This window comes from Actinomadura sp. WMMB 499 (assembly GCF_008824145.1).
In the GTDB taxonomy this organism is placed as follows: Bacteria; Actinomycetota; Actinomycetes; order Streptosporangiales; family Streptosporangiaceae; genus Spirillospora.
The window spans coordinates 3,890,259-3,911,597 of record NZ_CP044407.1 but is presented as its reverse complement, the minus strand read 5'-3'; the positions used below and the strand labels follow the sequence as shown (position 1 = coordinate 3,911,597).

The window sequence follows — 21,339 nt, the reverse complement described above, 5'->3', positions numbered from 1 at the left end:
CGACGGCCCGGGACTTCGACGCCGCGACCGCGTTGGTGGGGACCGCCCTCCGGACAGGGGCTCGCCGCCCACGCTCCCCAGATCACCGACCGGTCATCGCGTAAGCTTTCAGCCTTTCGAGATCGGACACCACGATCCGCCGGTAGCCCGTCCTGATCAGACCGGCGCAGCGCATGTGCCTGACGGCCTTGACCGCGGACTCCCGCGCCGCGCCGACCAGCTTTCCCCATTCCTCCTGGGTGAGCTCGATCCCGAGGTCGGTGCCCCCTCGACCGGATAGCCGTGGCGGTCGGCGAGCAGGACGGCCACGCGGGCCAGCCGCCGGTCCACCGGGTAGCCCGCGAATTCCAGACGTCGCTGGTTGGCCCAGTCGAGCCGGTCGCCGAGCATGGTCGCCAGAAGTCTCCACGCTTCGGGATTGCGGTCGAGGAACCCCAGGAAGCGCTCCTTCGGCAGCCGGTGAACCGCGCCGTCCGTGCACGCGATCACGGTCGCGGAGCGATCCGTGTCACGGATCGCCGCCAGCTCTCCCACCAGATCCCCGCTGACCCTGATCCCGAGAAGGGCCTCCGCACCGTTCTCCAGGCAGCCGACCACCTTCACGCACGCCGGCGACCTGCTGCCCCGCGCCCGCAACACCAGCACCTGGTCGGTGGGCTCCCCCTGCGCCATCAATAGCTGCCCCGCGGTCACGCGCTGCTCGGGGGCGATCGTCAGCAGCTCACGCCGAAGCGGCGCCTTCAAGCCCGCCAGGAACGTCCCGATCGGCCAGTGCTCTCTCCCTGAATCGACCACATGTCCACTATCCCCGCCCGCGGGGCCGCGGTAGTCGTTTCTCGTCGGCACCCGAACCCGGTCTCGACGCACCCGCTGGACATGCCCGCGCTCCTGGTGCGACCAGTAGGAACTTCGCCGCACCCCTTGCCGGTGCCGTCCGTGGACGCCGGTGCCGACCGCCCGGATCTCGTGGCGTGTGTAGCGACCTGCGTCAGTGGGGACGTTCGGAGTTAGCCGGTGCCGTGGTGGCCCCAGGCGCGGACCGCTCGTCTCGCGGGTCCGCATCGGATTCGAGCCGCCGCACGTCTTGAGGGCGACGTTCTGGTGAGCGGCCTCACCGAACGCTGCCGGCAGTCGGGGGTGGTTGGTTGAGATTCCGATACGGCCGTGCGGAACCGGGGAGGGAAACCCTCCCGGGGGGCGCGGCGTGACCGAACCGGCCCGGTGCGACGGCGGCGCGCGGGACGCGCTGGGCGGCGTGCTGCGATCGGCTCCCTGCGCGGTCCTGAGCGTCGACCCGTCCGGGGCCGTCGTCGAGCTCAACGACGCCGCGCGGGCCGTGCTGGGTGTCCCGCCGGGCGGGCCGGCGGCCGGCGCCGTGCCGGGCTGGCTCGCCGACGCCCAGCGGTCGCTCCCCGCGGGCGGCGGCACGGTCGCCCAGGGGCCGATCCGCGACCGGGTGTTCGAGGCCCACGCCGTCCCGGAGAGCGGGTCCCGGACGGTCTGGTGGTTGGTCGACGTCACCGAGCGCGAGCGCGCGGCCTTCCTCGCCGAGGCGTCCGACGAACTGCTCGCGTCGCTCAACCTGGAGCGGTGCATGGAGGTGACCGCGCGGCTCGCCGCCCGCCACCTGGGCGACGGCGCCGTCGTGATCGTCCCGCGCTCCGGCCGGGGCCATCCCGTCACCCGCTGCGGGCCCGGCGGGCGCGTCGACCACCAGGAACTGCTCGTCGACCCCGCCGAGGTCGAGGGCCTCGCCGACGCGATGCGGGGCTTCCCGCCGGTGCCGCCGCGCTGGATCGACCCGGCGGCCGCCCCCGCGTGGCTCGCCCGTCCGCCGGACCGGCCCGCCGCGATGGCGGTGGTCGGGCTGCCCGGCCACGGCGTCCCGGCCGGGGCGCTGGTGCTGCTGCGCCCGGCCGGACGCGAGCGGTTCTCCGCGGGCGAGGAACTGACCGTCCGCCTCTTCGCGGCCCGCGCGGGCGCCGTCCTGTCGGCCGCCCGCCTGTACGCCGAGCAGGCCTCCATCACCGCGACCCTGATGGCGGAGCTGCTGCCGCCCCGCGACCGCGACCGGGAGCCGGGCGGGATGGAGCTGGCGGCGCGCTACCGGCCCGCCGGCGACGAGGACCTGGTCGGCGGCGACTTCTACGACGTGTTCCCCGCGGACGGCCCCGGCGACGAGACGCTGGTGGTTCTCGGGGACGTGTGCGGCAAGGGACTCGAGGCCGCGGTGCTCACCGGCAAGATCCGCAACACGCTGCGGGCCCTGCTGCCGATGGCCGGGGACCACCGGCGGGTGCTGGAACTGCTCAACGGCGCCCTGCTGCACGGCGACTCGACGCGGTTCGTCACGCTGGTGCTGGCCTCGGCGCGCCCGCGGGGGACGCGACTCCGGCTCCGGCTGACCAGCGCCGGTCACGCCGCCCCGCTGGTCGTCCGGACGGACGGGACGGTCGAGACCGCCCCGACGGCCGGTTCACTGATCGGCGTGATCGAGGAGATCGACTCGACCACCGCCCGGGTGACGCTCGGGCCCGGCGATACCTGCCTGCTGTACACCGACGGCATCACCGAGGCCGTCGGCGGGCCGCTGGGCGACGAGATGTTCGGCGAGGAGCGCCTCCGCACCGAACTGGGACGGTGCGGCGGCATGCACCCGGAGGCGCTGGTGGAACGCGTCCACATGCTCGCCGCCGACTGGGTCGGCGCCCGCCGGCACGACGACATGGCGGTGATCGCGATCACCGCCCCAAGGGTCCGGGCATGACGGCCGGCGGAACCGGCGACCTGGCGGACGCGCTCTGGGCGGCCGTCATCGCCGGGGACGAGCAGGCCGCCACCGACATCGCGCTGACGGCGCTGGACGGCGGAATCGACCCCGAGACCCTGCTCCTGGACGTCATCGCGCCGATGCAGGCCCGCGTGGGGCGCGAGTGGGCGGCCGGCCGGATCACCGTCGCGCAGGAGCACAGCGCCACGGCCGTCAACGAACGCGTGATCGCCGCGCTCGCGGACCACCCGGCCGCTCGGCGCGAGCCGCGCGCCGAGCGGCCCGTCGCGGTCGCCTGCATCGACGGTGAGTGGCACGCCCTGCCCGCCCGGCTCGTGGCCGAGGTGCTGCGGCTGCGCGGCCGTCCGGTCGACTACCTCGGCGCCCAGGTTCCGACCCGGCACCTCATCTCCCACCTGCACCGCACCGCCCCGGCCGCGGTGCTGCTGTCGTCCTCGATCGCCACCCGGCTGCCCGCCGCGCACGCCGCCATCACCGCCTGCCAGGCCACCGGTACGCCGGTCCTGGTCGGCGGCGCCGCCTACGGGCCCGACGGCCGCTACGCCGCCCTGCTGGGCGCGGACGCGTGGGCGCCCGACGCCCGCGCCGCCGCCGACCGTCTCGAGCGGGCCCCGCTGCCCAAGCCGCCGCCCGTCCACCGGATCATCGACGACCTCCCGCACCTGACCGACCAGGCCCATGCCCACGTCACCCGGACGGCCCCGCAGCTGATCCGGCACGTCCTGACCGGCCTGCGGTCCCGTTTCCCGGAGGACCCCGACCGGCGGGACCGGACGGCCGAGGAGATCTCCCACATCGTCGAGTTCTTCGGCACCGCCCTCTACCTGGACGATCCCGATCTGTTTACGAGCTACATGACGTGGGCCGCCGACATCCTCGCCGCCCGGGATGTCCCCCCGCAGAGCCTCCTTGCCGTCCTCGACCTGCTCTTCGAGCCCGTCGCCGACTACCCGCGCGCCACCCGCATGCTCGTCCGCACCCGAGACGCCCTGCGAGACCGCCTGCAGACCACGTGACCGTCGAGCGAGAGTACTGGAGGGCGATCGAGGAAACCTGGAGCGTGATCTACGAAACTCTGCAGTGATCGAGGTAGATATTCGCGCCTTGATCGGGTAGTGTTCCTGTCATCAGCGAGAGACAAGTCCAAGAGAAGCGGCAGAGGACGAACTGTCGCCGGGTCTGGATGGAACGGACCGGGCGTGCCGGGGCCAGCGCAGTGGAAGGGGCTCCGGTAGCCGGTCCGACCGGCGGCCAACGGGTCGCCGACGGCAAGAGAACACGCAGTATCGAAGATGATGTCGAGGAAAGGAGGGGCCGGCGCCATCGGGATCGCCCGCAGCAGGCTCCAGTCACGCCGCGCGGGAACCGCAGCTCCACAGATTGGACGGTGGTCTACGGTCACGCATCCGCGATCCCCGCGCACCCGTTCCGAAGGGGATGGGCGACGCGGAAGACCGGCCGCTCAGGCCGGATAGATGGTGTTGTACCTCTGGGCCCTGGCGCCGATGGCGCCAGGGCCCCTGTCGCTGTTTCCCGACCATCGATCCCCACAGCAGTATGGAAGGTTCTGTGAAAGCACCCCAGCCGGCACGGTCCGGCGACCAGCCGCCTCAGCACGGCCGTCAGAGCGCCGCCCCCGGCGGCGACCCCGACGACACGCTCGAAGACAGGCTCGACGACGAGGACTACCCGGCCTACAGCATGGGCCGCGCCGCCGAGATGCTGGACGTGACCCCGGCGTTCCTGCGCAGCCTGGACACCGCCAAGCTGATCGTTCCGCAGCGCTCACGCGGTGGGCATCGCCGCTACTCCCGCTACCAGTTGCGCCTGGCGCAGCGCGCCCGCGACCTGGTCGACGAGGGCACCGCGCTGGAGGCGGCCTGCCGCATCATCATCCTGGAGGACCAGCTCGCCGAAGCCGAGCGCATCAACGCCCGACTCCAGCGGGAACGACAGGACCCGTCGCAGTAGGCCGCGCGTCCCCGGGAGGCGGTGTGCCCGTGACGGACGCGGCCGACGGCCTTCAAGGCCGTCCGGTACCTCGCACCGGCAGGGGCCGCGCGCGAGGGTGGCGAGAGCGGCACGCGGCCCTGGGCGGAGTTCCGGCGAGTGGACGCTGGGGCGGCGGAGCGACGTCGCCTATGTTGAAGGGGTAGGGCTTTCGACGCGGGAGATGAGCATCATGGGCGGAGCGGTGCCCGAAGTGTGGATCTCGGCGGCCGACGGCTGCGACATGGTCCGTGCCGACGCGGTCGTGATGTTCCGCATGGACCACACCGGCAGGTTGACCGCACAGCTCCGTGACGAGGCGAAGGTCAGCGTGACGCTGCTGGAGGGATCGTCCGGGAGCGGTCATCCGCCCGCCGACTTCCACCGCCGGCTGGCGCGGGCCATCGCCGAACTCGCCGACTCCAGCGGTGCGCACCTGATCCGCGCGGAGAGCACGGACGGCGCGTGGAGCTGGATCAGCGAAGCGCTCTGAGGGGCGGGTCCCGAACCGGGCGCCGCCGGTCCTCAGCCCGGGATCCGGAGGGCGGGCGGGGTGCGCTCTCGCGTCCTGGGCCGCTACGACCCTCGGCACTCGGCGGGCAGCCTGACCTTCCCGGGCCTGTGCTCGAACGTGTTCATCACGAGCCACTCGTCCAGTTCGGGGTCGTAGAGGTTCTGGACGCCGAACTGGAGGACCTGCCAGAAGGTCGACGGGTCGCGCTGGTCGACGTAGATGTCGCCGAGCGCGAGTGGAAACCGGAGGTACTTCCCCGGCGGTAGCTGCGGCACGACGACACCGACCCGCCAGTGATTCACGGCGCGTGCCGGCTCCCGCTGCAGGATCTCCCGCCCGACGAAACGTGACGTCTCGAGTTTCCGGTTCAGCGTCTCCAGGTTGAACCCCGGGATTCGCGAGCATACGCGCTCGTTCAGGCCGGGCCATTTATAGGTCAGCGTGTAGAGCGAGTCCTGGTAGATGAGGTTCGTGAACCAGATCGGGTGGCCCGGACCGCCCGCGACCATCTGGCTGTCGCCGTCCGCTCCCGACCAGGTGAACGGCACCGTGATGTCGAGATCCCGGACGATCCATTTGCCCGTCCCGTGAAAGTCTCGCGGCAGCTTCGGCGGCCGTGGTTCGGTGCTCCGCGCGGGTTCCGCGACGGCGCCGGCGCCCGCGAGCGGAGGCAGCGCCAACGCGGCGACCATTCCTGTGAGAACCACCGAAAGTACCGCCCGGCGCAGGCGTGTCCCTTTCATGAAACTCCTCCGATGCCGTGTCGCGTGCCACCGCGACGCGGCATCCGCGCGCAGCGATCTCTCCCGCACGATCCCCCGGCACCGGCGGGCGGAAAACCACGGACCGGTCACGAACCGCTCTGTTCCGAACCGGCCCCTCAGGCGTCCAGACCGGATCCCTGCCGCCGGCGACACCTCGGGCGTGCGGCGTCCGTCCGAGGACGGACGCCGCACGCCCGGGACGGTCGTTCAGGCGGTCATGCGCTGCTGCAGCAGCGCCTTGCCCTGTTCGGCGCCCTTCCGGCTGTCGGACTGGGCGCGGCGGAACAGGTCGGCGGCCTCGGTGTCGCCGGCCCGCTCGCAGTCCGCGATGTAGGTCTCCAGCCGCAGAGCGTTGCTCAGGCACTGCTCCACGAACCAGACCAGGTCGTAGTCCTTGTCCTTCGTGCCGGTGATGCCACCGGTCTCCTGGGTCATGCTCATCTGCTCCGCCTCCCTTGGCATGTCGGCGATCGCGGTCAGCCCCGGGGGGACGGCGAACCCTCTACCCGATAAGCCCGTACCCATTCACCAGGGACGGCATGGGGCAAAAGGGGATCACGGGGCGTGCCGCCCGTCCGTGAGGGGAGCCCTCAGGCGTTCCGGCCGTGGTGGAGGGCGCCGTGGTGGAGGGCGCCGTGGTGGAGGGCGAAGGCGTCGTCGCCGAGCGCGGACCGCGCCGCGGCCGAGATGCGGTCCACGTCTCCGCGTTCCTCCGGGGGCAGCGGCGCGCCCGCCGACTCGCGCAGGGCGGCGGCGTCGCCCAGGAGCCGTGCGGCGTCCGCGGGGGCTCCCGTCAGGGACGCCACGCCGGCCAGGCCCTCGAGGGCGAGCGCGATCGCCCGGGGGTCGCCGGTGTCCCGGGCGACGGCGAGGCCCTCCCGATGGAGGGCCTCCGCCGCGGCGGCGTCCCCGCGCTGCTCGGCGGTGAAGCCGAGCTCGGCCAGCCCGAGCGCAATGCCCGGCGCGTACCGCACCTCGCGTTCGTAGGCGAGCACGTCGCGCATGCCGGTCGCGGCGTCGTCGAGGCGGCCCGCGCGGCGGGCGGTGAGGGCCAGGCCGGTGAGGGCGAAGGCCTCACCGGGCCGGTAGCCGTGCTCGGCGGCGAGGGCCCGGCCCCGCTCGTGGCGCCGGTCCGCCTCGGCGTGGTCGCCCGCCAGCAGGGCGAGCCGGCCGAGCCCGGACTGCAGCAGCGAGACCTGCAGCCACAGCCCGAGCTCCTCGGCCGGCCCGAGCCCGTCGCGGCACAGGTCGGCGGCCCCGCGGTGGTCGCCCTTGATCTCCGCGAGCCGGGCCAGCAGATCGATGGCCCGGACCTGCCCCCAGCGGTCTCCCAGCTCCTCGAAGATCGCCCGGCTCTCCGCTCCGGACCGTTCCAGGGTGCCGAGGTCGCCGCGGACGAGCGCGTGGTTCGCCTCGGTGGCCAGCGCCGCGGCGGTGCCCCAGCGGTCGCCGAGCCGCCGGAACACCGGCAGCGCCCGTTCCACCAGGTCCCGGCCGAGGTTTAGATCGCCGGCACCGAGCAGCACGTCGCTGAGGAACCACTCCGCCCTGGCGCGCTCGCCCGGGTCGGCAATGGTCTCCCCGGGCGTCCGGACGTCCGCCGCATGCTCGCCCAGCAGCCCCAGGCCGGTCCGCCACGCCTCGGCGCGTGCCCGCGCCGCCTCGGGGGCCCCGGACCGGACGTCCAGCGCCATCGCGAATGCGCGCCTCGCCTCGCCGATCCTGCCGCGCAAGTACCAGTACCAGGCCAGCGCGTTGACCAGGCGCAGCGCGCTCCCGCCGTCGCCCCGGCGCACCGCCCCCTCCAGCGCCCCGCGCAGGTTCCCGTGCTCGGCGTCCAGGCGCTGGAGCCACCGCTGCTGATCACGGCCGTGCAGCAGCGGCTCCGCACGTTCGGCCAGCGCGGTGTAGAAAGCCGCGTGCCGGAGGCGGACCCGCTCGGCATCGCCCGCCTCCTCCAGGCGCTCCAGCGCGTAGGCCGCGACCGACTCCAGCAGCCGGTAGCGGGTCCCGCCCGCGTCCCTGACCACCATCGACCGGTCGACGAGGCGGGCCAGCAGGTCGAGGACGTCCGCGGGCGCCACACCGCCGCCCGCGCAGACCTCCTCGGCGGCGTCCAGCGCGCAGCCCTCCGCGTGCACCGCGAGCCGCCGCAGGACGACACGTTCGGGCTCGGACAGCAGTTCCCAGCTCCAGTCGATCATCGCGCGCAGCGTCCGCTGCCGCGCCGGGGCCCCGCGGTGCCCCGAGGAGAGCAGCCGGAACCGGTCGTCGAGCCGTTCCGCCAGGTCGTGGACGTCGAGTGCGCGCAGGCGGGTGGCCGCCAGCTCCAGCGCCAGCGGGACGCCGTCCAGCCGGCGGCAGATCGCCGCGACCGCCCGCGCGTTGGCGGCGTCGATCGCGAACCCCGGAACGGCGGCCGCCGCGCGCGCCTCGAACAGCCGGACGGCGCTGAAAGTCCGGAGGGCCGCGGGCCCGCCGTCGGCCGGGGAACGGGGCGACCGCAGCGGCGGGACGGGCCAGGCCGATTCCCCGGCGAGCCCCAGCGGCTCCTGGCTGGTGGCCAGGATCCGCACCTCCGGCGCCGCCCGCAGCAGCCGCCCGCTCAGCGCGGCGACGTCGTCGATCACATGCTCGCAGTTGTCCAGGACGAGCAGCGCCCGGCGGGTCCGCAGCGCACCGGCGAGCCGTTCGGCCGGATCGGCGGGCACGCCGGAACGCGGCATGCCCGGCGCGGTGTCGTCGCGGATGCCGAGCACGGCGATGGCGGCCTCCGCGAGCCGGTCGACCGCCGGCGTCCCGTCCGTCCGGGCCAGGCCGGCCAGCTCGACGAGCCACACGCCGTCCGGATGGTCCGCGGCCGCCCGCGCGGCGGCCTCCAGGGCCAGTCTCGTCTTCCCGACACCGCCGGGGCCGGTGAGGGTGACCAGGCGGCCGGCCTTCAGCACCGCCTGGACCTGGGCCACCGCCTCGTCGCGCCCGACCAGCTCGCTGAGCTGCGCGGGAAGGTTCGTCCGCGGCGGCGGCGCGGCGGCCAGGGCGGAGTCCTGCCCGAGGATCCGCCGGTGGAGCCCGGCGATCTCCGGGCCGGGGTCCAGACCCAGCTCCTCGCGCAGGCGGTCCCGGAGGTCGGCGTAGGCGTCCAGCGCCTCGCTCTGCCGTCCGGTGCCGTACAGGGCGCGCATGTACGCGGCACGCAGCCGCTCGCGCAGCGGATGGCGGTCCACCAGGTCGCCCAGCTCGGCCGCCAGGGCACCATGCTCGCCGATCTCCAGCCGCGCCTCCGCCCGCTCCTCGATCGCGGTGAGCCGCCGCTCCTCCAGCAGCGCCGTCAACGGCCGCGCGAACGCCTCGTCGGCGAAGTCGGCGAAGGCCGGCCCGCGCCACAGGTCCAGCGCCTCGGTCAGCAGGCCCGCCCGCGACCCGGGCGCCGGGGCCTCGCGGGCCCGCGCCAGCAGGCCGGTGAACCGCGTCGCGTCCACGTCCCCGGCGTCCACCCGGAGCCGGTACCCGAGGGCGTCCTCGAAGGACACCAGGTCCCGGGCGCCCGGCTCGGCCTCGTCCAGCGCCCGGCGCAGCTGCGAGACCTTGACCTGCAGCGCCCCGGTCGGATTCCGCGGCGGCGAGCCGCCCCACAGATCGTCGATCAGCCGGTCCACTGGTACCGGCCGCCCCTCGTGCCCGAGCAGGACGGCCAGCAGGGCGCGGACCTTCGCCCCGCGCACCGCGACCGGTGCGCCGTCCGCCGTCCACACCCCCAGCGGCCCGAGCACCCCGAATCGCATGGTCCTCACAGTATCCGGCGATCTCTCCCGAATCCGGGCCCGCTTACGCCCGCCCGCCGCGGCGGTAAGCGCACGGTAAGTGCCGGATAAGTGCCTCTCGACATGCTCTTGCCACTGAGAAACGTCGAAAGGAGAGCGCGATGACCGTGACCGGGCCCCTGAACGTCGCCATCATCGTCGGCAGCACCCGCGAGGGACGGTTCGGCCCCACGGTGGCCGCATGGTTCACCAAGGAGGCCGGACGGCGCCCCGCCCTCGCCCTCGACGTCGTCGACCTCGCCGAGACCACCCTGCCGGACGTGCTCGCCGCCGACCACGCGTACCCGCCCGAACCGGTACGGGAACTGGGTGAACGGCTCGCCCGGGCCGACGCGTTCGTGATCGTGACCCCCGAGTACAACCGCAGCTTCCCCGCCTCGCTGAAGACGGCCATCGACTGGTACGTCGACGAATGGGAGGCCAAACCGGTCGGCTTCGTCTCCTACGGCGGCGTCTCCGGCGGCCTCCGCGCCGTCGAGCAGCTCCGGCAGGTCTTCGCCGAACTCCACGTCGTCACCGTCCGCAACACGGTCAGCTTCCACTCCTGCTGGGACAGGTTCGACGACGACGGCCACCCGATCGACGCGGCGGGCTGCGGCGCGGCGGCGGAGAGCCTGCTCGACCAGCTGACCTGGTGGGCCCGCACCCTGCGGGACGCCCGCGCCGAACGCCCCTACGCGGCGTGAGCCGCGCCCTTCTGAGGAGACCAAATTGAATTCCACCCGGTCCCGCTGGGCCCTCGGCCTGCTGGCCTTCTCCAGCCTGATCACTTCGCTCGACTTCACCATCGTGTACGTGGCGCTCCCCGACATCGCAAGCGACGTGGGACTTTCGGGTCACGCCACCCAATGGGTGATCAGCGCCTACGCCATCTTCTTCGGCGGCTTCCTCCTGCTGGGCGGCCGCTCGGCCGACCTGCTGGGCCGCCGCCGCATGTTCGTCCTCGGGATGCTGCTGTTCGGCGGCGCGTCCCTGCTGGGCGGCCTGGCCACCACGCCCGCGACACTGATCGCCGCGCGGGCCCTCCAGGGAATCGGCGGGGCCGTCCTGTTCCCCGCCACGCTCTCCCTGGTCACCACCGGATTCACCGAAGGCCCCGCGCGCGTCCGGGCCCTGGCCGTCTGGGCCATGGCTGGCGCGGGCGGTCTGAGCCTGGGCGCGCTGCTCGGCGGGATCCTGACCCACGCGTTCGGCTGGGAGGCGGTGTTCCTGGTGAACGTGCCGCTGGTCGTCGCGGGCACCGCGGGCGCGTTCGTCCTGCTCCACCGGGACGGCCCCCGCGAACGCGCCCGCGGCTTCGACATCCCGGGCGCCCTCACCGGCACGGCAGGCATGACCCTGTTGGTCTTCGCCATCGCCCAGGGCCCCGAGGCCGGTTGGACCGCGCCCTCCGTCGCCGCCTCCGCCGTCCTCGCGGTGACGCTGCTGACCGCGTTCGTCTTCATCGAGGCGCGCACCGCGAACCCCCTGATGCCGCTGCGGCTGTTCCGCAACCCCAACCTCCGCGCCGGCCTGCTGGTGATCCTCACCTTCGGCGTCACCATGCAGAACCTCGTCTACTTCCTCACCCTCTACTTCCAGGACGTGCTCGGCTACTCGGCGCTCCAGGGCGGCCTGGCGTTCCTGAGCCTCTCGGTGGTCATCGGGACCGCCAACTGGATCGCCGAACGCCTGATCATCCGCGTCGGCGCCCGCACGACCCTGATCGTCGCGCTCCTGCTCGGCTCCGGCGGCGGCGCGCTGATGGCCGCCGGCATGCGCGCGGACGGCTCGTACTGGACGATCCTCGCGGGCCTGGTGGTCTACGGGTTCGGCATGGGGATGATCTACCCGACCATGTTCGGCACCACCGGCACCGGCGTCGCCGACGAGGACCAGGGCGCCGCCGGAGGCATGGCCAACACCGCCCTCCAGGTCGGGACCAGCGTGGGCCTGGCCGTCCTGGTCGGCGTCTCCACCTCCGGCCTCACCGACCTGACCGGCGAGACCCTGCGCACCGCCACGTCCGACGGCCTGCGCAACGCGGTCTACGTAGCGGCCGCCCTGACCCTGGCGGGCATCCTCGCCGCCCTGACCCTCCCCCGCCGCGCCACCCGGCCCCCCGCCCCCGCAACCCCCCACACCGAGGAACCCGCCCTCCACTGACCACCGCGATGTCCGGGTTGAACCCCACTTCAACCCGGACATCACGCAGCGCTGGTGTCCGGGGCCATCGCGATTCACGCGGAACAGAGAAGAGGAACCGCTGCCGCAAAGGAACCATAGACGTACCCGTGCTGGCGCATGTGTGCCCTCAACGCTGTCATCTGGCATAACCGGCTCCGCCCTCCCGGTCCAGCGGTCATTGATCACTTGTGACACGGACCAGAACACTCGGCAACCCTGGTCGAGCCACAAGGCGGGCGGGCAGATATGTGTTCCCCATCCGGGACTTACGTGCATACCCCCCGACTTGGATGATGCGCTTTTGCGGTCGAGTTCCTGGAGGGGCGCATGGCCCACAACTGGAGCTGTGCGGACGCCAAGCTTCCTGGTTGTGTATGCGCGTGTGGCGGGGCGAGACACGGCTGCCAGGGAGCGTTCAAGGTGGCTGATGGGTCACTTGACGAGGTGCTGGCGCATGTGAAGCATCGAGAGGACGACTGGGAGGCGAAGTCCGCGAGACCGGCCAGAGGTCACGCCGCGATCGGTTGTGCCCGGGCGGACGTCATTCACTGGTTGCATCGTGATCGCGAGTTGCTCGAGTGCGCCAGGACGACGCAGGCGACCGCGTTCGAGGACGAGCCGGACGCTTCCGCGAGCGGACAGGTTCTGCGCAAGGTCGCCGAACAGCTCGGCCCGCAGGGAATGAAGGAATTCCAAGAATGGGCAGGAGTGGCGCATTTTTGGTGTGAACTGCTCGCACAGATGGCCTGTGCACTCGAGCGGTACGAAGATGTCTGTGGACGAATGTTTTTCCTGGTGGAAAAAGTCCTCTATCAGCGAATCGGGGAGTCTCTGCCATCTGCATTGCATCGGGCAGGGGCGATCGGATCCGCGGTTCATTGGACCTGGCGATATGTGCTTGCCGGCATTGTTTCGGCATCGGGTGGTGGGAGCCTGGCGGCGTGGCTGGCCAGCGGCGATACGCAGCGGCTCCTTTGGCCCATTCGAGTCATCGCGGTGTTGATGTGTCCGGACGCGTCGCATCATCCAGCGGTCAGACAACATTGTTGGGAGCCGATCGTGCGTCTCGCCAGAGCAGAGATCCGAGACAAGGTCCGTGAGCGACTCGCTCAGGTCTTCACGGAGGACCCGTGGTTCGCCTGAGTCAGGAGCACGTCGGCCGCCCGTTCGGCCTTGCCGCAGTGCCGGTCGGTGAGAAGCGTCAGCGCTTCGGTGCCCCGGAACCTGCCGCCGGCCCCCGGACCGTCGAAGTCGGCGGTGCCCGGACGGGAACGGAAGCCCCTTCGGCGCTCGCCGGCCAGTAGCCTGCTTCCGGACCCAGGCTGTGCGGAAAGGGATGATCACGGGTGTACCGGATGCGGCGGGCCGGGGACCTCAAGGGCGAGCCGGTGAGCTTCGCCATGTCGGAGCGTTTCGACTCCACGCTCGGTGGCCTGGTCGAGGACGCCTTCCCGGCGGGATCGTGGACGACGAGGGCAGGTTCGCCGCCGTCATCGAGAGCTTCCTGTTCGACTACCGGCTCGACTACCGGCTCGAGGGGCGGCGACCTGGTCGTGGCACGGTTCGTCGCGAGCCGCCGTGAGCTCCCCGAAGAGGACAAGGCGCTGCTGCTGGGCTGGCGTGATCCCGTCCAGGGCCTTTTCGAGATCACCGAGCCGTACGGACCCGATACGCCCTCGCCGAACAAGCGTTCGCGAATCCCGAGTTGATCCGCAAGCGGCGCTACCGGGAGGTCGTCTCCGGCTACCTGCGAGGCGAGGGCGTCAGTCCGATTCCCATCCGCCGCTTGGCCGCGGCCCGCCCCGAAGGCGCCGACCGGCTGTTCCAGAGGCTGCTGAACAAGCCCGAGTTCCGCTGGGACCGTGACGGCGAGGCCCTGCTCCGCAAGTACAAGGCGGACTGGTGCGCCGAACCGCAGCTCCCCCGGGTGACCCCGGCCTCTCCCGATCTGGCGGACCGGCTCCGTGCCGCCGACGGCTGACCGGTAGGAGTGGCTTCCCGCCCTCACTGATGCTCGGGGAAGCCATCCGCCGAGTGGGGGTCCGCCAGGCGGCGGGTGGCCTCGATTCCGTGATCTCGCCTACACGGTCGTCCATGTGCGACCGGAGGAGAAGGCGAAGACCCACACCAAGCTCGGGCTCAAGATGACCTAACGACCCGCTGAAAAGGCCAGTGGAGGCTCGGGTGGACCCGGCCTCCACATGTGCTAATGGTTGGTGTCCGAGGGGGGACTTGAACCCCCATGCCCCGTGAAGGGCACTAGCACCTCAAGCTAGCGCGTCTGCCTATTCCGCCACCCGGACCCGGTCGCAGGCCGCAGCGCGGCTGCGGCGGGGTTCACGATACCAAAGGTTCGGGAGTCGCGGGACCGGCGATCGAGCGGGCACCATGGACGGACGCGAAGGGACACCGGGGGTGACGGACGTGCAGGCGACTGCAGGGAACGGGACCGCAGGCCACGCGACTGCGGAGGACGAGGTCGTTCGGCTCTGCCAGGAGCTGATCCGGATCGACACCAGCAATGCGGGCGATCACTCGGGACCGGGGGAGCGGGTCGCGGCGGAGTACGTGGCGGAGAAGCTCGCGGAGGTGGGGCTGGAGTCGCGGATCTTCGAGAGTCATCCCGGACGTGCGAGTCTCGTGGCGCGGATCGAGGGGGAGGATCCGTCGCGGGACGCGCTGCTGCTGCATGGCCACCTCGACGTGGTGCCGGCCCGCGCGGAGGACTGGACGCGCGACCCGTTCGGCGGGGAGATCGCGGACGGGTGCGTGTGGGGGCGCGGGGCCGTCGACATGAAGGACATGGACGCGATGATGCTCGCGGTCGTGCGGCAGCGGCTGCGCGAGGGGCGCAGGCCTCCGCGTGACGTGGTGCTCGCGTTCCTCGCGGACGAGGAAGCCGGGGGCAAGTGGGGCGCTCAGTGGCTCGTGCAGGAGCACCCGGAGTTGTTCGAGGGGTGCACGGAGGCGATCGGGGAGGTCGGCGGGTTCAGCCTGACGGTTCCGGGGGACCGGCGGATGTACCTGATCGAGACCGCGGAGAAGGGCATCGCGTGGATGGACCTGACCGCGACGGGGACGGCGGGGCACGGGTCGATGGTGCATCCGGACAATGCGGTGACCGCGCTGGCCGCGGCGGTCGGGCGGCTGGGGTCGCACGAGTTCCCGGTGCGGCTGACGAAGACGGTGCGGGCGTTCCTCGAGCGGGCGTGCATGGCGTACGGGGTGGAGTTCGATCCCGCGCGGCCGGAGGACTGCCTCGAGCGGATCGGGCCGCTCGCGCGGATGATCGGCGCGACGCTGAAGAACACGCTGAACCCGACGCGGCTGGACGCGGGGTACAAGACGAACGTGATCCCGCAGGGCGCGACGGCGCAGGTGGACGGACGGTTCCTGCCGGGGCACGAGGACGAGTTCTTCGCGACGGTCGACGAGTTGCTGGGGCCCGGGGTGGAGCGCTCGTTCGTCCATCACGACCACGCGCTGGAGACGGAGTACGAGGGGGCGCTCGTCGCGGCGATGGAGGCGTCGCTGCTGTCGCAGGACCCGGGCGCGCTGCCGGTGCCGTACTGCCTGAGCGGCGGGACGGACGCGAAGGCGTTCGCGCGCCTGGGGATGCGGTGCTTCGGCTTCGCGCCGCTGCGGCTGCCGCCGGAGCTGGATTTCTCGGGCATGTTCCACGGAATCGACGAGCGGGTGCCGGTGGACGGGTTGAAGTTCGGGGTTCGCGTGCTCGACACGTTCCTTGATCGGGCCTGATTTCCCGAGTCTTTACCGCCGGGCATGCGAAGTGTGGTGGTACGGTCACCATGTGTAGGCGCGGCCCTGGGGGCCGCACACGCTTGCCCGCCCCGGAGGCGCGGACCGGGGCGGGTGAAGCCCTTCTCGCGGGTGGGGGAATCCCCGGCACGTCAGAACGTGCGGACCTGCCGGATGACCTTGCGGCGCAGTTGAATACGGCGCCGCCCGTCCGGGTACAGGCGGAGACGATCGATTTCCCAGCCGCCGCGTTCCGCGTGCTCGGTGAGGATCTGCCGGGCGGTGTCGCGGGTGGTGCCGCGCGGCAGTGAGAGGACGAGGTAGGTGTACTCCGCCATTGCCACCATTATTACCTGTCCGGACGGCGGATCGCCGTCGTACGGTGGCGACCCGGTCCGCGAGGGCGGTGACGGCATGTCATCCTGTCGGGGGCGCGGGCGTGGGAATTGCGCCGTCCGATGGCGGCCGGTGGAGGGCCGCCGGATCGGCGGCGGGAACCCGCGGGCATGAACGCGCCGTCATGTGACGTTGTAGGAAGCCTGTGTAGGAAGAACCTGAGCCAGACCAGGACAGCGAGGTTGGAGCGACTGTGCCAGCCAAGAACGGCACTGCGAAGAGTGGCCAGAACGGGGCCGGGACCCGCCTGGTGATCGTCGAGTCGCCCGCGAAGGCGAAGACGATCGCGGGCTACCTCGGCCGCGGCTACATCGTGGAGTCCAGTATCGGCCATATCCGGGACCTGCCCGGGAGCGCCTCGGAGGTGCCGGCCAAGTACAAGGGCGAGCCGTGGGCGAAGCTCGGCGTGAACGTCGAGCAGGAGTTCGAGCCGCTGTACGTGGTGAACTCCGACAAGAAGCAGCAGGTGCAGAAGCTCAAGAAGCTGCTGGCCGAGGCCGACGAGCTCCTTCTCGCGACGGACGAGGACCGCGAGGGCGAGGCGATCGCCTGGCACCTCGAGGAGGTCCTGCAGCCGAAGGTGCCGGTGCACCGGATGGTCTTCAACGAGATCACCAAGGAGGCGATCCGGCAGGCGGCCGCGAATCCGCGGGAGCTGAACAAGCAGCTCGTGGACGCGCAGGAGACGCGCCGGATCCTCGACCGGCTGTACGGGTACGAGGTCAGTCCCGTGCTGTGGAAGAAGGTCATGCCGAAGCTGTCGGCGGGCCGGGTGCAGTCGGTGGCGACGCGGCTGGTGGTGGAGCGCGAGCGGGACCGCATCGCGTTCGTCCCCGCGCACTACTGGGACATCGCCGCGCAGTTCGACACGGGCAAGGCCGAGGAGCCGACGAAGTTCAAGGCCGGGCTGGTGTCGGTCGACGGGAAGCGGGTCGCGCAGGGACGCGACTTCGCCTCGGACGGCACGCTCAAGACCCGGGACGCGCTGCACCTCGACGAGGACGCCGCGCGCGCGCTGGCCGAACGGCTTCGCGGACGTCCGTACGAGGTCAAGTCGGTCGAGCGCAAGCCGTACACGCGCAAGCCGTACCCGCCGTTCCGCACGACGACGATGCAGCAGGAGGCCAGCCGGAAGCTGGGCTTCTCGGCGAAGTACGCGATGTCGGTGGCGCAGAAGCTGTACGAGAACGGCTTCATCACCTACATGCGAACCGACTCGATCACGCTGTCGGAGACGGCGATCACGGCGGCGCGGCGGCAGGCGGCGTCGCTGTTCGGCGGCGAGTACGTGCCGGACAAGCCGCGCGTCTACGCGTCGAAGGTGAAGAACGCGCAGGAGGCGCACGAGGCGATCCGTCCGGCCGGCGACACGTTCCGGACGCCCGGGGAGACGGGCCTCTCGGGCGACCAGTTCCGGCTGTACGAGCTGATCTGGAAGCGGACGATCGCGAGCCAGATGAAGGACGCGTCCGGGCAGTCGGTGTCGATCCGGGTGACCGGGGAGTCGACGGGGGGCGAGACGGCCGAGTTCGGCGCGACCGGCAAGACGATCACGTTCCACGGGTTCCTGAAGGCGTACGTGGAGAGCGCCGACGACCCGTCGACGGACCGGGACGACCAGGAGCGGCGGCTGCCGAACCTGGCGGAGGGCGACGGCCTGACCGCCTCGGACGTCCAGGCCGAGGGGCACTCGACCCGCCCGCCGGCGCGCTACACCGAGGCGAGCCTGGTCAAGGAGCTGGAGGAGCGGGAGATCGGCCGCCCGTCGACGTACGCGTCGATCATCGGGACGATCCTCGACCGCGGGTACGTGTTCAAGAAGGGCACGGCGCTCGTCCCGTCGTTTCTGGCGTTCGCGGTGGTGAACCTGCTGGAGCAGCACTTCGGCAACCTGGTCGACTACGACTTCACCGCGCACATGGAGGACGGTCTCGACGAGATCGCGCGGGGGAACGCCGAGCGGGTGCCGTGGCTGAACCGGTTCTACTACGGCGACGACGGCGCGGAGGGCCTGAAGCAGCTGCTCGGCGAGAGCGGCGACATCGACGCCAAGGGGATCAGCTCGTTCCCCGTCAAGGGCACCGACATCATGGTGCGGGTCGGGCGTTACGGGCCGTATCTGGACAGGGACGGCAGCCGCGTCAACATCCCCGAGGACATCGCGCCGGACGAGCTGACGGGCGAGAAGGCCGAGGAGCTGTTCGCGCAGCCGAGCGGCGACCGGGAGCTGGGCGTCGACCCGGAGACCGGGCACACGATCGTGGCCAAGAGCGGACGTTTCGGTCCGTACGTCACCGAGATCCTGCCGGAGCCGCCCGCGCCCGCGGAGGGCGAGAAGAAGAAGCGCACCAAGAAGGCGGACGCGGCCAAGCCGCGGACGGGTTCGCTGTTCAAGTCGATGTCGCTCGACACCGTCACGCTGGACGACGCGCTGAAGCTGCTGTCGCTGCCGAGGACGGTCGGGGAGCTGGACGGGGAGCCGGTCACGGCCCAGAACGGACGGTTCGGCCCGTACATCAAGAAGGGCACCGACAGCCGTTCGCTCGGGTCGGAGGACGAGCTCTTCACCGTCACGATCGAGCAGGCGAAGGAGCTGTTCGCGCAGCCGAAGCAGCGGGGCCGCCGGGCCGCCGCGGCGCCGCCGCTGCGCGAGCTGGGCAACGATCCGGCGAGCGAGAAGCCGGTGGTCGTCAAGGAGGGCCGGTTCGGCCCGTACGTGACGGACGGCGAGACGAACGCGAGCCTGCGCAAGGGCGACGAGGTCGAGTCGATCACCATCCAGCGCGCCGCCGAGCTGCTCGCGGAGCGCCGTGAGAAGGTCGCCGCAGGGGGCGGGAAGAAGAAGGCGGCGCCGCGGAAGCGGACGCCGGCGAAGCCGTCCGGAAAGTCGTCCGCGAAGTCCTCGGCGAAGTCGGGGTCATAGCGACAACGACGCCGATACTCTGACGGACATGACCAGAACGGACGCCACCCGGCCGTACCCCGCCGCGCCGCAGCCGGGCGTTTCGTCGCTCTCGGAGATCGGGCCGTACCGGCGGCTCCGGCTCGCGCTGTCGCTGTCCGCCACCGGGCAATGGCTCGCCGTCCCCGCCCTGACGGCGTCGGCGGTCGTGCTGACGCAGGGCGAGGACGTCGCCGCGCGCGCGCAGGCCGTCGGCGGCGTCCTGGGGCTGCTGCTGCTCCCGGCGGTGCTCCTCGCGCCGCTCGCGGGCCTGCTCGCCGCGCGCGTGGACCGCCGCGTCGCGCTGCTCGCCCTGGACGCCCTGCGGTTCGTGATCGTGCTGACGGTGCCGCTGCTCGACATGCTCCCCTGGACGCTCGCCGCCGCGTTCCTCGTCGGCCTGCTGAGCCTCCTGTGGACGCCCGCCGCGCTCGCGTCGCCGCCCGCGCTCGTCCCCGGCGGGCTGCCGGACGACGGGCCCGGCGGCGGGACGGCCGGGCTGCGCGCCGCCGCGCGCCGGTCGGCGCTGCGCGCCGTGTCGGCCGCCGCCCCGGCCGCCGCCGCGCTGTTCACGGTCCTCGCGCTGATCGGCGCCGGGATCTTCGACGGCCCCGGCGAGCGCACCGACCTCGTGCTGTACGCGAACGCCGCCGTGTTCCTGCTGGCGGCCGCCGCCGTCGCGCTGGTCAAGGCGGTCCCGCGCGGCGAACCGGTGATCGTCCCGTCCCCGCTCGCGCTGATCGCCCGCGGCGGCCGCGGCGGACGGACGGGCGCGCCCCGCGGCCTCGGCGCCGCGACCACCGGCGCGGCCCTCGCGGCCGGAGCCGTCGCCGGCGCGGCCCGGCTGCACGCGGCGGGCCTCGGCGGCGGCGACGCCGGGTACGGCGCCGTGCTGCTCGCGCTGACCGCCGGGCTCGGGTTCGGGATCTTCCTGGGCCCGCGCGTCCTCGGCCCGTTCAGCCGCCGCCGGCTGCTGGGCCTCGCGGTCGTCGCGGGCGCCCTCGCGCTGGCCGTGACCGGCCTCGTCGGCAACCTGCCCGTCGCCGTGTTCGCGACCGCGTTCGTGGGCGTCGCCGCCGGAGTCGCGTGGGCCTGCGGCACGTCCGTCCTGGCTCCCCCCGCCGACCCCGAGGACCCGGAGGCCGCCGAACCCGCCGAAGCGGTCGAGCCGCCGAGCCGCGCCTACCCGCGCTCCGTCGCGCTCGTCACCGCGTTCGTCGCCGTCGCCGCCGTCCCGCCGCTGGCCGGGGTGCTCGGCGACACCCGGATCGACCTCGGCGGCGGGGTCTACGACCTCGCCGGGACGGGCGCGGCGCTGCTGGTCGCCGCCGTGCTCGCCCTCCTCGCGGGCCTGCTGGCGTACCGCCGCGCGGACGACCGGCGCGGCGTCCCGCTCGTCCCGGACCTGCGGGCCGCGCTGCGCGGCGACGTCTACGTCCCGCCGGGGGAGGAGGCGGCCGAGCCCGCGCCGGAGCCCGCCGCGACCGTCCGCAACCACGGCGTGTTCATCGCGTTCGAGGGCGGCGAGGGCGCCGGCAAGACCACCCAGGCCCGGCTCGCCGCGATCTGGCTCCGCGACCACGGCTACGAGGTCGTCACCACGCAGGAGCCCGGCGCCACCAAGATCGGCATGCGGCTGCGCGCGATGCTGCTGGACCGCGAGACGACCGGCCTGTCGATCCGCGCCGAGAGCCTGCTGTACGCCGCCGACCGCGCCGACCACGTGACGAACGTGATCGTCCCGGCCCTGGACCGGGGCGCGATCGTCGTCAGCGACCGGTACGTCGACTCGTCCCTCGCCTACCAGGGGTTCGGGCGTCAGCAGCCGGTCGAGGAGATCGCCGAGGTCAACGAGTGGGCGACGGGCGGGCTCGTGCCCGACCTGACCGTCCTGCTGGAGGTGCCGCCGCGCACCGGCCTGTCCCGGCTGTCGGCGCCCGCCGACCGCATCGAGTCCGAGGGGCAGGACTTCCACGAGCGGGTCCGGGGCGGCTTCCGGGCGCTCGCCGAGGCCGCCCCCGACCGGTACCTCGTGCTCGACGCGAGCCGCCCGCAGGCCGAGCTGAGCCGCGAGATCCAGTACCGCATCCGCGAGATCCTGCCCGACCCGATCCCGATCGGCACCGAGGACGCCACCCACACGTTCCCCGCGATCAGGGACGTCTGAGCGCGGGCGGCCCCGGCGCCCCCGGCGG

Annotated in this window: 18 protein-coding genes and 1 tRNA gene; 12 read left to right on the top strand and 7 right to left on the bottom strand. The window is 72.5% G+C overall.

Annotated features, from left to right (window positions below; genetic code table 11):
* Positions 1–82 precede the first annotated feature (82 nt).
* On the bottom strand, positions 83–220 hold the full coding sequence (locus tag F7P10_RS45440; protein ID WP_368077488.1) for a helix-turn-helix domain-containing protein: 138 nt from the start codon (positions 218–220) through the stop codon (positions 83–85).
* On the bottom strand, positions 157–795 hold the full coding sequence (locus F7P10_RS17050; RefSeq protein ID WP_176611505.1) for a Crp/Fnr family transcriptional regulator: 639 nt from the start codon (positions 793–795) through the stop codon (positions 157–159). Before F7P10_RS17050 ends, F7P10_RS45440 begins: the two co-directional genes overlap by 64 nt.
* A 409-nt stretch (positions 796–1,204) precedes the next feature.
* Between F7P10_RS17050 and F7P10_RS17045 the strand changes: the two genes are divergently transcribed.
* The 4 genes from F7P10_RS17045 to F7P10_RS17030 all read left to right on the top strand — a co-directional run bounded on the left by F7P10_RS17045 (position 1,205) and on the right by F7P10_RS17030 (position 5,273).
* A complete protein-coding gene (locus F7P10_RS17045; RefSeq protein ID WP_254716652.1) occupies positions 1,205–2,767 on the top strand; it encodes a GAF domain-containing SpoIIE family protein phosphatase in 1,563 nt (520 codons plus the stop codon).
* A complete protein-coding gene (locus F7P10_RS17040) occupies positions 2,764–3,807 on the top strand; it encodes a B12-binding domain-containing protein (protein WP_151010235.1) in 1,044 nt (347 codons plus the stop codon). The genes F7P10_RS17045 and F7P10_RS17040 overlap by 4 nt, the downstream gene beginning before the upstream one ends.
* A gap of 685 nt (positions 3,808–4,492) precedes the next feature.
* Entirely contained in the window at positions 4,493–4,762 is a 270-nt protein-coding gene (locus F7P10_RS17035; RefSeq protein WP_254716774.1) for a MerR family transcriptional regulator, read from the top strand.
* A gap of 211 nt (positions 4,763–4,973) precedes the next feature.
* Positions 4,974–5,273, top strand: coding sequence for a hypothetical protein (locus F7P10_RS17030; RefSeq protein ID WP_151010233.1), 300 nt, complete (start codon positions 4,974–4,976; stop codon positions 5,271–5,273).
* A gap of 83 nt (positions 5,274–5,356) precedes the next feature.
* Here F7P10_RS17030 and F7P10_RS17025 read toward each other — a convergent pair whose 3' ends face one another.
* The 3 genes from F7P10_RS17025 to F7P10_RS17015 all read right to left on the bottom strand — a co-directional run bounded on the left by F7P10_RS17025 (position 5,357) and on the right by F7P10_RS17015 (position 9,843).
* Entirely contained in the window at positions 5,357–5,974 is a 618-nt protein-coding gene (locus F7P10_RS17025; RefSeq protein ID WP_151010232.1) for a hypothetical protein, read from the bottom strand.
* A 291-nt stretch (positions 5,975–6,265) separates the two neighbouring features.
* Positions 6,266–6,499 (bottom strand): hypothetical protein, encoded by a 234-nt coding sequence (locus F7P10_RS17020; protein WP_151010231.1) that lies wholly within the window; start codon positions 6,497–6,499, stop codon positions 6,266–6,268.
* 149 nt (positions 6,500–6,648) lie between these two features.
* A complete protein-coding gene (locus tag F7P10_RS17015) occupies positions 6,649–9,843 on the bottom strand; it encodes a BTAD domain-containing putative transcriptional regulator (RefSeq protein ID WP_151010230.1) in 3,195 nt (1,064 codons plus the stop codon).
* Between the two features lie 140 nt (positions 9,844–9,983).
* Here F7P10_RS17015 and F7P10_RS17010 point away from each other — a divergent pair, with 140 nt between their 5' ends.
* From F7P10_RS17010 to F7P10_RS16990, 5 genes are all read left to right on the top strand, one after another.
* Entirely contained in the window at positions 9,984–10,568 is a 585-nt protein-coding gene (locus F7P10_RS17010) for an NADPH-dependent FMN reductase (protein ID WP_151010229.1), read from the top strand.
* A gap of 25 nt (positions 10,569–10,593) precedes the next feature.
* Positions 10,594–12,027 carry an MFS transporter gene (locus F7P10_RS17005; protein WP_151010228.1) on the top strand — a complete coding sequence of 478 codons (1,434 nt, stop codon included), beginning with the start codon at positions 10,594–10,596 and terminating at the stop codon, positions 12,025–12,027.
* Positions 12,028–12,468: 441 nt separating this feature from the next.
* The gene (locus F7P10_RS17000) at positions 12,469–13,191 is read left to right on the top strand and encodes a hypothetical protein (protein WP_151010227.1); all 723 of its coding nucleotides are present in this window, start codon (positions 12,469–12,471) and stop codon (positions 13,189–13,191) included.
* Positions 13,192–13,394: 203 nt separating this feature from the next.
* A complete protein-coding gene (locus tag F7P10_RS16995; RefSeq protein ID WP_151010226.1) occupies positions 13,395–13,757 on the top strand; it encodes a hypothetical protein in 363 nt (120 codons plus the stop codon).
* Complete coding sequence (locus F7P10_RS16990; protein ID WP_151010225.1) at positions 13,754–14,029, top strand: hypothetical protein; 276 nt, start codon at positions 13,754–13,756, stop codon at positions 14,027–14,029. The genes F7P10_RS16995 and F7P10_RS16990 overlap by 4 nt, the downstream gene beginning before the upstream one ends.
* Positions 14,030–14,262: 233 nt before the next feature.
* Here F7P10_RS16990 and F7P10_RS16985 read toward each other — a convergent pair.
* A tRNA-Leu gene (locus F7P10_RS16985) sits at positions 14,263–14,351 on the bottom strand.
* Positions 14,352–14,436: 85 nt separating this feature from the next.
* Here F7P10_RS16985 and F7P10_RS16980 point away from each other — a divergent pair.
* Complete coding sequence (locus tag F7P10_RS16980) at positions 14,437–15,807, top strand: M20/M25/M40 family metallo-hydrolase (protein ID WP_151010224.1); 1,371 nt, start codon at positions 14,437–14,439, stop codon at positions 15,805–15,807.
* A gap of 152 nt (positions 15,808–15,959) precedes the next feature.
* On the opposite strand, the gene F7P10_RS16975 is transcribed toward F7P10_RS16980, so the two are convergent.
* Positions 15,960–16,145, bottom strand: coding sequence for a DUF5703 family protein (locus F7P10_RS16975; protein WP_075900879.1), 186 nt, complete (start codon positions 16,143–16,145; stop codon positions 15,960–15,962).
* A gap of 251 nt (positions 16,146–16,396) precedes the next feature.
* On the opposite strand from F7P10_RS16975, the gene topA reads away from it, so the two are divergent.
* Together topA and tmk are read left to right on the top strand one after the other, a co-directional pair.
* The gene (gene topA / locus F7P10_RS16970; RefSeq protein ID WP_176611504.1) at positions 16,397–19,126 is read left to right on the top strand and encodes a type I DNA topoisomerase; all 2,730 of its coding nucleotides are present in this window, start codon (positions 16,397–16,399) and stop codon (positions 19,124–19,126) included.
* A gap of 28 nt (positions 19,127–19,154) precedes the next feature.
* Positions 19,155–21,311: a dTMP kinase gene (gene tmk / locus F7P10_RS16965; RefSeq protein ID WP_151010223.1), complete on the top strand. Its 2,157-nt coding sequence runs from the start codon at positions 19,155–19,157 to the stop codon at positions 21,309–21,311.
* The last annotated feature ends 28 nt before the right edge of the window (positions 21,312–21,339 follow it).

What these genes read in the sequence shown, in the direction of transcription:
- F7P10_RS17040 (WP_151010235.1), top strand. Translation starts at nt 2,764, where the DNA reads ATGACGGCCGGCGGAACCGGCGACCTGGCGGACGCGCTCTGGGCGGCC.
- tmk (WP_151010223.1), top strand. Translation starts at nt 19,155, where the DNA reads ATGACCAGAACGGACGCCACCCGGCCGTACCCCGCCGCGCCGCAGCCG.
- F7P10_RS17035 (WP_254716774.1), top strand. Translation starts at nt 4,493, where the DNA reads ATGGGCCGCGCCGCCGAGATGCTGGACGTGACCCCGGCGTTCCTGCGC.
- F7P10_RS16980 (WP_151010224.1), top strand. Translation starts at nt 14,437, where the DNA reads ATGGACGGACGCGAAGGGACACCGGGGGTGACGGACGTGCAGGCGACT.
- F7P10_RS17020 (WP_151010231.1), bottom strand. Translation starts at nt 6,499, where the DNA reads ATGAGCATGACCCAGGAGACCGGTGGCATCACCGGCACGAAGGACAAG.
- F7P10_RS17015 (WP_151010230.1), bottom strand. Translation starts at nt 9,843, where the DNA reads ATGCGATTCGGGGTGCTCGGGCCGCTGGGGGTGTGGACGGCGGACGGC.
- F7P10_RS17010 (WP_151010229.1), top strand. Translation starts at nt 9,984, where the DNA reads ATGACCGTGACCGGGCCCCTGAACGTCGCCATCATCGTCGGCAGCACC.
- F7P10_RS17030 (WP_151010233.1), top strand. Translation starts at nt 4,974, where the DNA reads ATGGGCGGAGCGGTGCCCGAAGTGTGGATCTCGGCGGCCGACGGCTGC.
- F7P10_RS16975 (WP_075900879.1), bottom strand. Translation starts at nt 16,145, where the DNA reads ATGGCGGAGTACACCTACCTCGTCCTCTCACTGCCGCGCGGCACCACC.